This window comes from Bacillus sp. SM2101, assembly GCF_018588585.1.
GTDB lineage: Bacteria > Bacillota > Bacilli > Bacillales > SM2101 > Nanhaiella > Nanhaiella sioensis.
Genome location: NZ_JAEUFG010000011.1, coordinates 153,865 through 167,273, shown reverse-complemented (window position 1 = coordinate 167,273; position 13,409 = coordinate 153,865). Strand labels below are relative to the sequence as shown.

The following is a 13,409-nucleotide window of genomic DNA, read 5'->3' as shown; positions in this document are numbered from 1 at the left end:
ATGATGATATATAAGCTGTTTTCACAATGACTGATGTTTATCGAACAAGAACGATACACGCAATCATATAGCTCGCAGGTTCTTCCTTAAATAAACAGCGCATTGAATATCTAATTTAGTATGGGAGCAGCACAGTTTACGACAAGGGTCGCAAAATAATCAACATTCTGGAGACAAAAGTGTTTATTGACTTTTGTTGAGTCGGCATAACACTATTATATTAGCCTTGTTAATTCTTATTACTCATTGTTTAAACTTACATAACTCGTTTAAACATTTTTTCCATTTCATAGGTCGTATAATGAATGATGATGGGTCTACCGTGTGGACATGTAAATGGGTCACTCGATTGTCGAAGCTGTTCAAGTAAAGAAAAAATTTCTTCCTCTTTAAGATGTTGATTAGCTTTAATCGAAGCTTTACAGCTCATCATAATCGCAGCTTCTTCACGAAGTTTTTTCACATCAACTTTTTGCATTTGTAGCACTTGCTCAATCATATCCTCTATGATCGTTGTCTCATCTCCTACTGGGAACCAAGTCGGGTGAGATCGAACGATAAAACAATGGTGTCCAAAAGGCTCTAACAACACCCCACATTGGGCTAACTCTTCTTTATGCTCATTTATAAGTACATATTCATCTTGTGAATATTCTAAAGTTAGTGGCAACAACAGCTGTTGAACCTCTGAAGTAACTTGACCGACTTTTTCACGATAGTATTCATATTTAATTCTTTCTTGAGCAGCATGTTGGTCGATAATATAAAGGCCTTGTTCATTTTGAGCTAAAATGTAAGTTCCATGCATTTGGCCAATAGGATATAGTGGTGGGACACGTTGCGTATGATCTGCAACAAAATCTTCCAAATCCGTTAATTTTTCTTCCTCTATCTCAGAAACATCGTTATCATTATCTAGTTGTATTCTTTCTGGTTCAAGTGACGCATGATAAGCACTAATTTCATCATGCATAAACTCATCTTCATTTTCCTTAATGACATTAACCACGTTTTCACTTTGTGAATGAATACCTGTTTTCTTTTCTACAGGCAAAACAGGCTCACCATGTGTATCGTTACTTAATGCATGATGTTCCAACGTAAAATCTTGTTGAACTGTTCGTTCTGTTCTCTTTGTAAATGGGTTTGCTTCAGGAATGAGCTGCTTAGTTTTAAATTCTTTTTCAATCTGTGCTCCTATTAAGTCGTTTAGCTCAGACTCCTTACTAAGTCGCACCTCAAGTTTCGAAGGATGGACATTTACATCTATTAATAAAGGGTCCATGTTAATTTCCAATACGATAATTGGATATCTACCGATTGGTAGTAATGTATGATAACCGTTTTGAATTGCTTTCACAATAGAGTAGTTTTTAATATATCTCCCATTTATCATCGTAGAGATGTAATTCCTAGATGCTCTCGTAAGTTCAGGTAATGAAATGAATCCCTTCACCTCAAAATCTAAAGATTGAATCGATATTGGAATCATTTTCTTAGCAATAGATACTCCATATATCGCTGCTATTACTTGTTTCAAATTACCATTACCATTTGTTAAAAGTAGTTTTTTTCCATTATGGATTAATTTAAATGAAATTGATGGGTATGCTAAAGCTAGACGATTAACGATATCAGTAATATTACCTAACTCGGTATTGATCGTTTTCATATATTTTAATCTAGCTGGTGTATTATAAAACAAATTAGACACTGTTATATCCGTGCCTTTACGACTATCAGTACGTTGATGACTAGCGAGCTCACCACCTTTAATAGAAATGTACGTACCCGCTTCTTCACCAGTACTCGTCTTCATCTCTAGCTCGGATACGGAAGCAATACTGGGTAATGCTTCACCTCTGAATCCAAGCGTCCGTATTCTAAACAGGTCATTTTCATCTATGATTTTACTCGTAGCATGACGTGAAAAAGCCACAAGGCAATCATCTGGTTCGATGCCATCCCCATTATCAATCACTCGAATTTTTGCTAATCCTGCCTCTTCTAGTTCAATTTCGATAACAGTGCTATGCGCATCTATTGCATTTTCAACCAATTCTTTTACAACTGAGGCTGGTCTCTCAACTACTTCCCCTGCTGCGATTTTATTAGCAAGCTGATCATCTAATTCAATAATTTTCCCCACAATATCACCTCCAATCTTATCTTTTATAAAGGCTCTTTTCGTAAATTTAGTAGCTATTTTCACAAAAAACAGACAGCATGCTGAGTTTATGAAAGCAATAATTGTAACAATTAAAGAGATGCCCCACGAGCACAAGATAGATACGCGTATATATCTTAGAGCGAAAAGCAACAATCAATGGGAAACTGCTAATCAAAAAAATACGAAAAAATGCAGTCTAGACTGCTTGAAAATTGTTTATGAACGCGATTAACTCGGTTAGCTTGCATTTTTCGTTTTGTCCACTTATAAAAATCACTTCAATTTCTTTTGAATTTCATATAATTTATTTATTGCATCCATAGGTGTCATGTCTAGTAAATCAAGTGATTTTATATCTTTTAACATCCGCTTTTCTTTCGTAGAGAGTTTTTCTTCAATTTTATTTGTCGTTTCTTCTTGAACAAATAATGATAATTGTTCTTTAGGAACAGCATGATCCACTTTAGTATTAGGTTCTGATTCACTTGCTTTTTCAAGTATAGCTAGTACCGATTTTGCACGATCGATTAAAGCGTCTGGAAGATCAGCTAATTGTGCAACATGTATACCATAGCTTCGATCAGCTGCACCTTCTTTTATTTTATGGAGGAACACTACTTTCCCATGTTCCTCTATTGCACTCACATGAATATTTTGTAATTTTGCTAAATCATTCTCTAGTACTGTCAATTCATGATAATGAGTTGAGAATAGCATCTTCGCACCGATGTTGTTATGAATATATTCAATTATAGCTTGTGCAAGTGCCATGCCGTCATAAGTTGATGTACCTCTACCAATTTCATCAAATAAGATTAAACTATCTTTAGAGGCATTCATTATGGCATTATTTGCTTCTAGCATTTCTACCATAAACGTACTTTGACCAGAAATAAGATCATCAGCTGCACCAATACGAGTGAAAACCTGATCAAAGATCGGCAGTACAGCTTCTTGGGCTGGAACGTAACAACCAATCTGAGCAAGAATAGACGTTAAAGCAATTTGTCTCATATACGTGCTTTTCCCTGACATATTTGGACCAGTAATTAATAGTATCTCTCTATCATCATTCATCACACAATCATTCGGTACGTACTGCTGAAGTTCTAGTACTTTCTCTACGACGGGGTGACGTCCATCTTTGAGAAAGACCTCTCCATTATGAGAAAAAGCTGGCTTACAATAATGTCTTTCCTCACTAACTGTCGCAAAGCATTGCAATACATCAAGTTCACTAATAATTTGAGCCAATTGCTGAATACGAGAAATATTATTTTTTACTTGTTCACGAATATGAAGGAATAGCTCGTACTCTACTTCAACAATTTTTTCTTCTGCTTCAAGTATTAAAGCTTCTTTTTCTTTTAACTCAGGCGTAATAAACCTCTCTGCGTTTGTTAATGTTTGTTTACGCTCATATCTTCCTTCTGCTAATAAATGAAGATTTGCCTTAGTTACTTCAATATAGTAGCCAAATACCCGGTTATAACCAACTTTCAAAGATTTTATGCCTGTTAGCTCACGTTCTTGTTTTTCTAGAGCCGCTAACCATGATTTGCCATTCTTACTAGCATCTCTTAGTTTATCAAGGGTCGGATCATATCCATCTGCAATGATGTCACCCTCCTTAATCGTAAGTGGTGGGTTTTCACGCAAAGAAGCTTCTAACAACGCTGTCACTTGTTCACACGGATCAATTTTTTCAGCAAGTTCACCACAGTAAGCATGATCTAGTGTTGTTAATAATTGCTTTATTGCAGGTATTTGTTGTAATGACTTTTTTAGTTGGACTAGATCTCTTGCATTTACATTCCCAAAGGCTACTCGACCTGCCAAACGCTCTAAATCATAAATTTCCTTCAACATATCCCGAAGCTCAATTCGCTCAAAATATGAATTAATAAAAGTCTCCACCATGTTTAAACGGTCATCTATCGCTTCTTTATTGATGAGGGGTTTGTCTAACCATTGCTTAAGGCGTCGTCCTCCCATCGCTGTCATCGTATCATCAAGCAACCACAGTAAAGAACCCTTTTTCCCTTTACCTCGAATTGTTTCTGTTAGCTCTAAATTCCTTTTTGAAAAGTAATCTATTTTCATAAATTGATTTGTTTCATATACTTGGACTTCTTGCAAATGTTCTAAACTGCGTTTTTGTGTTTTCTTTAAATAATTTATTAAACGGCTAACTGTATGTGTTAGCTTGTCATCATGTAATTTGTTTACAATGTTCAAAAATTCATTATCGAGGATGATATTATCTTCGAATGAAAATGTTAATTGGCATCGTTCTAATAATTTTATTTTTAGCTCTTCTGGAAATTGTGAGTCAACAACAACCTCTTTTGCATTTATTGAATAAATTTCGTTAATTACATCATTGAATTGCTGCGAAATAATGGTAACTTTGCTCTCACCAGTTGTTAAATCGATGTGAGAAAGACCGAAACTATTATCATCAAACATCGATATTGATGAAAGGAAATTATTATCTTTTTCTATAACTCCCTTGCCTTCCATCACTGTACCCGGTGTAATGAGCTGAACTACTTCACGCTTAACAACACCTTTTGCTTGTTTTGGATCTTCAACTTGCTCACAAACTGCTACTTTATACCCTTTTGTTATTAATTGTTCAATATATCCGCTTGCAGCATGGTGTGGAACTCCACACATCGGAATGCGCTGTTGGTCTCCACCATCTCTACTCGTTAATGCGATCTCTAACACCTTGGATGCATTGACTGCATCATCAAAAAACATTTCATAAAAATCCCCAAGACGAAAAAATAAAAAGGCATCCTGATAATCTGCCTTTATCTTTAAATATTGTTGTATCATCGGCGTATAGCTTGCCATTGTTATCCCCCAAATATTCCTATTATTAAGCACTATTTATTATAACATATATAGGGACATTTCTTTATTACATTGGTTGTTTCAACATAAATTGTTATTAACTAAGGCTCTTTTCGTTAATGTTGTCTTTTTTTCACTAATTGTATAAACTCTAATATGTATATGTGAGTGGAACAGTCTTTAGAGAAGAAAAGATGCCACGATGGCTAGATATACACTTGTTTATAACTTGGTACGTAAAGAAAATTTCATTGCGAAAAATCCTTTAACTCAGGCTCTTTTCGTTAACTTTGTTATTATAATATAAACTCTGATGTGTATGAGTGGAACAGTCCTTAGAGAAGAAAAGATGCCACGATGGCTAGATATACACGTGTTTATAACTTGGTACGTAAAGAAAATTTCATTGCGAAAAATCCTTTAACTAAGGCTCTTTTCGTTAACGTTGTCTTTTTTTCACTAATTGTTAAAACTCTGATATGTATATGTGATTGGAACAGTCTTGAGAAGAAAAGATGCCACGATGGCTAGATATACACTTGTTTATAACTTGGTACGTAAAGAAAATATCATTGCGAAAAACCCTTTAACTAAGGCTCTTTTCGTTAACTTTGTTCTTTTTTCACTAATTGTATAAACTCTAATATGTATATTTGAGTGGAAAAGTCTTTAAAGAAGAAAAATGCCACGAATCTTCTGAAGACCTATTTAGCTGATCGTAAAACATGTTAATGACAAAGTTTAAGAATGGTACCACTACAACAAGAGTATCATTTCAAATAAATTCATAAGGCAGACTTCCTTCTGACAAGTAAAAAACTAGGAAGTCTGGCTCCCTAGTTCTTTATTATTCTTCTACGTCTTCTATTAGAAAATCAGGATTCAAATCTTCAAACTCTTCATCATCTAATTCCTCATCGTCTAACTCTTCATCATCCCATTCTTCTTCTTCGAACTCTCCATCAGGATCAATGACAACCCAGACTTTCGTTTCCCCAATTACTTCTGCTAGAAACTCCCTCTCCACTTGAACGATTACTTTATTACCATTTGGAGAAATGGTCGCTTCCAACGTATTAGGCTGCTGTAGAACTTTTGCTACAACTTCTTGACCACCGTCTAAATAATTATCATCTTTGTATTTTAATTTGATCACATCTGTATATGCAACTTTTTCTGTTACGACTTCTGTTTTAGTATTATCACTGAATGAATACCATACATTAATGTCATAAGTACCATCTAATTCAACAGTAGATTCTCGTTTTTTTGCCTCATATTGGTGGTTTATAATCCAACAACCTAAAATACTAGTAGGTTTATGGGACGGAGAAAATGTGTGTGTTGCTTGGGTGAACTTACGCCCTCTTCCTATTACAGCTTTAGTAATAATTTCTCTATGTTGTGACATACAAGTATACCCTCCTCAATCAATCTTCTTTCCATCCTATGCAGGGCAAATGACTATTGTGCCTATTACAAAAACAATTATGTGATGTATTAAATATAGCCGTATAGTTCATTGTATGTCGCAAAATCTAGATATGTACCTATTTTTTAAATTTATTTAGAAAAATAGCGTAGACTGATTTGTTCACTATATCCGAAGGTACCTTTTGACATAGGTTCAATAGGTATGATTGACTCTAGAGTGTAGAGAAAATGGAAGCCTCTTAATCTTTGGAGTTATATAATATGAAGGACTTTTTAACTTTAAGTGTGAGAGTTATAGTGTTCTCAAGGAGGCTTGAGTTTGATCTACAAAACTAAAACTCGTTGACTTTGTTGCATTTTTTATTACATTTAATCAGTTAATAGCTTTTAATTAATGGCTCTTTTCATAAACTTTGTTGCCATTGTTATCTTTTAATTTCAAAAAAGTGGTTTACATTATTAGTCATCGTTGTACAGAAAGAAGATGCTAGGAACAATATTTATATTCCTATTTAACTGTTAGTGTGACAATCAACAATTCATGCAGGAAAGTCCACTGCTAGCTAATCTTTACAGTTATCAAAAAGAGCATTGAAATGTACCCAATGCTCTCTTACCTTAAATAATAGATTGCTTAAAAGCTTAGTGACAACTGCTTCCACTACTTGCTTTAACTTTAGAGCCCGTCTCTCCACGGAGTACATCTCCACCTGTAGAGACAATTATTTCATCAGTAACTGTATTCGTAATCGTTGATGCAACGAGTTGAAGTAAATCATTCACATGAATTTGCGATGATTTAAATTCCTGAACGATCGGCAATTCATCTATTTCAGCATGAAGTTTATCAATTTTTTCTTCCACTTGTTTTAATGCCTCATGCTTACCATAATGTTGAAAATTAACTGCTTGTTTTTGCAAGCTCTTAATCAAAGCAATCGTTTCTCTTACTTTTTGATTTTCATTAATTTTCTCTTCCGTTTGTTTAAACAGTTCTACTTCTTCCGTATCCGCAATCATCTTCGCTAAATCACGAGCACGTGCAACAAGATCATCTTTAGTATACTTAGTCATCTTAATTCACCTCTGCTACTTCTTCTATCAATTCACCATCTAATGTCCATGTTTTTGCTTGTGTGATCTTCACTTTTACAATTTGACCAATAACTGATTTAGGAGCTCTGAAATTAACAAGCTTATTCTTTTCTGTGTAACCCGCAAGCACTTCTGGATTATTTTTACTTTCACCCTCTACAAGTACTTCAACGATTTTGCCTTCATGTTCTTTCATTTTAATAGCAGAAAATTCATTTACAACTGCATTAAGTCTCTGCAAACGTTCTTTCTTCACTTCCATCGGAATATTATCTTGCATCTTAGCTGCCGGAGTACCCTCTCTAGGTGAATAAATAAATGTATACGCAGAATCAAATCCAACTTCTCGATACAATGATAAGGTTTCCTCAAATTGTTCGTCTGTTTCATTCGGGAATCCTACAATGATATCAGTCGTTAATGATACAGATGGAATAGCTTCTTTTATTTTTCTTACTAATTCTAAATAATGCTCACGGGAATATTTACGTGCCATAATTTTCAACACATCAGTGCTCCCAGATTGAACAGGTAAATGAATATGGTCGACTAAGTTTCCGCCTTTAGCCAATACTTCTATAAGGCGATCATCAAAGTCACGAGGATGGCTAGTTGTAAAACGGATACGAGCAACATCAATTTTTCTTAGTTCGTCCATTAAATCTCCTAAACCATAGTCAATACCTTCCAAATCTTTACCGTATGCATTCACATTTTGGCCTAAGAGTGTAATTTCCTTATAACCATTCCTAGCTAAGTGACGAACTTCTTCAATGATGTCTTCAGGTCGTCTACTGCGCTCTTTTCCACGAGTATATGGCACGATACAGTAAGTACAGAACTTGTCACAGCCATACATAATATTTACCCAAGCTTTAATATCCCCTTTACGCACTTTCGGGAGATTTTCGATAACATCCCCCTCTTTTGACCATACTTCAACAACCATCTCTTTGCTAAGCATAGCTTCTTTAACGATCTGTGGTAATCGGTGAATATTGTGAGTTCCAAATATCATATCAACATGATGGTGTTTTTGTAATATTTTATTGACAACCGATTCTTCTTGGGACATACATCCGCAAACACCTAATAATACGTTAGGGTTGTTCTTTTTTAAATGCTTAAGATGACCAAGTTCACCAAATACTTTATTCTCAGCATTTTCTCGGATTGCACATGTATTTAATAGAATAATATCAGCATCATCAACCGTATCTGTTGATTCATAGCCTAACCCTAGTAAAATACCTGCCATGACTTCTGTATCATGTTCATTCATTTGACAGCCATAAGTTCGGATATAAAACTTACGCCCAGTACCTATTCCGATCATGTCCTCTGGCAGTTCAAAATCACGCTGGATAAGAACATCTTCCTTACCACGTTTTTTAGCATCTGATAAAGACGGCGCCTGATAAACACTATCAAAATACTGACTATAATCCTTGGCGGATTTTTTGTCCGAAGGATTAGGTTGCTTTACTTGTTGTGATTCTAAGCGTTGCTTTTCGTTCATTATATATCTCCTTTCGTACATATCACTGCAAAACTAAAAATACTTACACACATTATCATAGTATAATGGTAATACAAATAATAAACAATAAAAACAAAGCTTTGTTACAAATTAACCACATATTTATAGGTAGAGAAAAAGCAACAAAACCGCTAGTGTTTTGTTGCTTTTTTTAATGATCAAATTACATAAATTCTGCTACGAGTTCATCGAATTTATCTTTGCTAATACTTAAATCAGCATTTGTTAACGGATCTTCACTATAGCCATAAACCAACTCTTGATAAGATGGTTGCTCGTTGTTTTGATAGATTAATCCAGTTACTAAACCGTTATGCTCCATCAATGTTTGCATCGCTGTCATACGATTGTTAGGATCATATCCTTCAATCGTTTTTAGACTTGTTAGATTTTCTTTAAACCAATCATACGTATTCGTTTTATTGTACGTAACACATGGGCTAAATACATTAATTAACGAGAATCCTTTATGATTAATTCCAGCTTCAATTAATGAAGTTAACTCTTTCAAATCGGTAGAAAAACTTTGTGCAACAAATGTAGATCCTGCTGTTAATGCCATCTCCATTACCGATAAGGAAGATTCAATAGAACCTTTTGGTGTACTTTTTGTTTTAAACCCTACTTCACTACGTGGTGAAGTTTGACCTTTTGTTAAACCATAAATTTGATTATCCATGACAATGTATGTTACATCGATATTTCTACGAATCGCATGTACTGTATGCCCCATACCAATTGCAAAGCCATCTCCATCTCCACCTGAAGCAATGACAGTTAAATCACGGTTAGCCATCTTCACACCTTGAGCTATAGGTAAAGAACGACCGTGGATACCATGGAACCCGTATGAGTTAATATATCCAGATATGCGCCCTGAACATCCAATACCTGATACTACTGCTAATTCCTCAGGTTGTAAGCCAACATTCGCAGCTGCTCTTTGAATGGCAGCTTGTACTGAGAAATCTCCGCACCCTGGACACCAATTTGGTTTGACATTATTTCGAAAATCTTTAAACGTCGCCATTTAGAACATCTCCTTGCATTTTGTGTGTATTTCATGTGGCAGGAATGGATTTCCATCATATTTTAAGACAGATGTTATTTTTTCTCCGAATCCTACGTTCATTTTCATAATACTTGCAAGTTGACCAGTAGCGTTGTTTTCAACGACAACGACCTTTTTCGCCTTTTGAATAAGCGGTTGAATCTCATCAGTTGGGAATGGATGCACTAAACGAACATGCGCATGATTCACCTTGATACCGTCTTCTTCTAAACGTGTCATGGCTTCTTCAATCGCTCCACGTGTGGAATTAAAACCAACGATTAGTATGTCCGCATCTTCATGTTGACAGTTTTTGTAGACAGGTGTATCAAATTTCATCTGATCAAGTTTACGGAATCTTTTATCCATTTGTAATTGACGATTTTCTGCATCTTCAGATGGTTTTCCAGTTTCAGCATGTTCAACACCCGTTACATGATGTATTCCATGTTTTGTTCCTGGTACAACACGTGGTGAAATACCATCTTCAGTTACTTCATAACGCTTAAAGTAAGCTTTATTTTCTAATTCAGGTAATTCTTCATTAAGTTGAAGTTTACCACGACGAATTTCAATTTTATCATAATTAAGTGGCTCAACTGTTTGTTTTCCAAGAGACAGTTGCAGATCTGTTAAAAGAATGACTGGGCATTGATACTCTTCTGCTAAGTTAAATGCTTCTATAGAATCGTAGAATGCTTCCTGTACTGTACTTGGGGCCATTACGATTTTTGGAATTTCACCATGTGTTCCATAAATCATAGCCATTAAATCTGATTGTTCTTGTTTAGTTGGTAATCCAGTACTTGGTCCTCCACGCTGTGTATCAACAATCACAAGTGGCGTTTCTGTAATACCAGATAGTCCAATTGCCTCCATCATTAACGATAGACCAGGTCCAGCTGATGCTGTTAGAGTTCGTACTCCCGCATAATTAGCACCAATTGCCATTGTACAAGCAGCAATTTCGTCTTCAGTTTGTATAACTGTTCCACCAAACTTAGGTAGCGTTTTAATTAAATACTCCATGATTTCTGAAGCTGGTGTAATAGGATATGCAGGCATAAATCTTGCCCCTCCAGCTAATGCACCTAATGCAATCGCATCGTTACCTATCATAAACAGACGCTTTTTACCATCTGCTTTTTCAATTTTCATCTCTTTATTATTGTTACCGAGCTGTTGCTTCATAAAATCAGCGCCAGCTTGAATTGCTTCCATGTTTTTATCGACAATTTGTTGACCTTTTCGGCCAAATTTTTCGTCAATTACTTCAAAGAACACCTTCGTGTCAATGTCAAGTAACTCACTAGAAGCACCTACAGCAACCATATTTTTCATTAACGAAGTGCCTAGTTCAGTTGCAATCTCCGTGAATGGAACCGCATACAATGCCACTTTTGAATCATCTGGAATGGTCGGGTTAAACTTTGCATCAGCAATTACAATCCCACCATCACGTAACTCACTAAAGTTAACATCAATTGTTTCTTGGTCAAATGCTACTAGTATATCTAAATCATCAGAAATAGCACGAACCTGAGTTGTACTAACGCGAATTTTGTTATTCGTATGTCCACCTTTAATACGTGAGGAAAAATGGCGATACCCATATAAATAATACCCTAATCGGTTTAACGCTACGGAGAAAATTTCTCCTGTACTCTCAATACCTTCCCCTTGTTGTCCGCCAACTTTCCATGAAAGTTGATTGATCATGTCTTACACCCCTTTGGAATACGTTCAATATTATATATTTAACAGCATTTGTTTGAGAATGTTCAAAAAGTTTCAGTCATACAATGGTTTGATATTCTCCTCATATCCGCTCATTTTGTATTTACACATTTAAAGCGCATACAAGTAAATTATTGGTACCTTCATCATTTTCTTTCCCTTTTGAACATGTACAATTTGTTATAGCACGTTCCAACCAAGACACTTATATGGTCATCTAAAATGTTTTTGATGAATAACAATTATGAAATGTTTGGATGTACTAAACGCTTACAATTCTAGACCTATAATCAAAAAATTGCAAGTGTTTCAACATAAAATTTGTCGATTATATGAATAATTTTTTTGTTTTCGAAAAAATACATTTATTATTCAGGTAAATGTTCTACAAAATTTTGATATAAAAAACTTCTTACTAACTCATCGCTATAATATTTATGTAATTCTTCAATTAAATGCATATAGCACTTAAAGTTTCCCATACCTCTTACTGTTGTAGAAATCCCATCGAAATCAGAACCAAACCCAATGTTTTTATCCCCTCCTAAAGAACATAAATGTTCTATATGTAACAATATATCTGCTATACCTGCATGACCGTGTACGGATAAAAACTGTGGAACGAAGGTAACACCTATCATGCCATCTTTCTCGATCATTGCTTTAATTTGATTGTTATGTAAATTGCGCGGATGGTCACAAAGCTTATAACAATTCGAATGTGATGCAATTGGATAGTCCGCTAATGCCATTACGTCCCAAAATCCATGCTCTGATAAATGTGAGACATCTGTCCAAACTTTTTGATCATTTAATGTTCGAACAACCTCTTTTCCAAATGATGAGAGCCCTGCTCCTCGCTCTTCTAATATACCGTCAGCTACAGTATTGCCATAATTCCATGTTAAACCAACAGAAGATACACCTAGCTGGAGTAGTGTTTTTAACCTAGTTATACTCCACCCTATACAATCGCACCCTTCAAGTGTTAACATAGCACCAATTTCATTGCGGTTTAAGGTGTTAATATCTTTTTTTGTTTTAACTAGTTTAATATGATCGTATTTAGCAATGATTTGATTATAAAATATATCTATCATTTCTAATGCGACGTCAAATTTGTCTATATTACTAACAGATTCAGGAATATAAATCGCAAAGCATTGTATTTTACTTTTTGTCGCAATCATTTGCTCGTAAGTTATATGTAATGACTTATCATTTTCGAATGAAATAGATGGATTGAGCCACATCTTTAATAAAACATCGCAATGTGCATCAAATATATTCATTTTTGCTCCTCCTCTCTTATCATAAGCGTTTTCTCAAACATGATTGTCGGTATTCGTACAAACACATTACAAGTATATAAACTAATCCCTCATGGCATCTTTTCTTATTAGCGTATATCATCTACTGAGGATGGGGAGTCATATGTGGAGCTTTACGATCGTATCACTTGTCCAGCGAAAAGAAGCGTAGCTAACTGTATTTTCTTATACTATAAAAACAACCTGTTT

The 13,409-nt window shown here is 35.1% G+C and carries 8 protein-coding genes; all 8 read right to left on the bottom strand.

The features are described 5' to 3' along the window. Nucleotides 1-256 precede the first annotated feature (256 nt). Complete coding sequence (gene mutL / locus JM172_RS12935; protein ID WP_214482765.1) at nt 257-2,149, bottom strand: DNA mismatch repair endonuclease MutL; 1,893 nt, start codon at nt 2,147-2,149, stop codon at nt 257-259. Nucleotides 2,150-2,443: 294 nt separating this feature from the next. Next, nucleotides 2,444-5,032, bottom strand: a complete 2,589-nt coding sequence (gene mutS, locus JM172_RS12930) for a DNA mismatch repair protein MutS (RefSeq protein WP_214482764.1) — start codon at nt 5,030-5,032, stop codon at nt 2,444-2,446. Nucleotides 5,033-5,879: 847 nt separating this feature from the next. Continuing rightward, complete coding sequence (locus JM172_RS12925; protein ID WP_214482763.1) at nt 5,880-6,443, bottom strand: outer spore coat protein CotE; 564 nt, start codon at nt 6,441-6,443, stop codon at nt 5,880-5,882. 665 nt (nt 6,444-7,108) lie between these two features. After that, a complete protein-coding gene (locus JM172_RS12920) occupies nt 7,109-7,540 on the bottom strand; it encodes a YlbF/YmcA family competence regulator (RefSeq protein ID WP_214482762.1) in 432 nt (143 codons plus the stop codon). 1 nt (nt 7,541) lies between these two features. After that, complete coding sequence (miaB, locus tag JM172_RS12915) at nt 7,542-9,080, bottom strand: tRNA (N6-isopentenyl adenosine(37)-C2)-methylthiotransferase MiaB (protein ID WP_214482761.1); 1,539 nt, start codon at nt 9,078-9,080, stop codon at nt 7,542-7,544. A 184-nt stretch (nt 9,081-9,264) separates the two neighbouring features. Next, nucleotides 9,265-10,131 carry a 2-oxoacid:ferredoxin oxidoreductase subunit beta gene (locus JM172_RS12910; RefSeq protein ID WP_214482760.1) on the bottom strand — a complete coding sequence of 289 codons (867 nt, stop codon included), beginning with the start codon at nt 10,129-10,131 and terminating at the stop codon, nt 9,265-9,267. Continuing rightward, entirely contained in the window at nt 10,132-11,871 is a 1,740-nt protein-coding gene (locus tag JM172_RS12905; protein ID WP_214482759.1) for a 2-oxoacid:acceptor oxidoreductase subunit alpha, read from the bottom strand. A gap of 386 nt (nt 11,872-12,257) precedes the next feature. Continuing rightward, complete coding sequence (locus tag JM172_RS12900; RefSeq protein ID WP_214482758.1) at nt 12,258-13,181, bottom strand: dipeptidase; 924 nt, start codon at nt 13,179-13,181, stop codon at nt 12,258-12,260. Nucleotides 13,182-13,409: the final 228 nt, after the last annotated feature.

Excerpts from the sequence above, each read along its gene's own strand:
- mutS (WP_214482764.1), bottom strand. The coding sequence starts at position 5,032 with ATGGCAAGCTATACGCCGATGATACAACAATATTTAAAGATAAAGGCA.
- JM172_RS12925 (WP_214482763.1), bottom strand. The coding sequence starts at position 6,443 with ATGTCACAACATAGAGAAATTATTACTAAAGCTGTAATAGGAAGAGGG.
- JM172_RS12920 (WP_214482762.1), bottom strand. The coding sequence starts at position 7,540 with ATGACTAAGTATACTAAAGATGATCTTGTTGCACGTGCTCGTGATTTA.
- miaB (WP_214482761.1), bottom strand. The coding sequence starts at position 9,080 with ATGAACGAAAAGCAACGCTTAGAATCACAACAAGTAAAGCAACCTAAT.
- JM172_RS12910 (WP_214482760.1), bottom strand. The coding sequence starts at position 10,131 with ATGGCGACGTTTAAAGATTTTCGAAATAATGTCAAACCAAATTGGTGT.
- JM172_RS12905 (WP_214482759.1), bottom strand. The coding sequence starts at position 11,871 with ATGATCAATCAACTTTCATGGAAAGTTGGCGGACAACAAGGGGAAGGT.
- JM172_RS12900 (WP_214482758.1), bottom strand. The coding sequence starts at position 13,181 with ATGAATATATTTGATGCACATTGCGATGTTTTATTAAAGATGTGGCTC.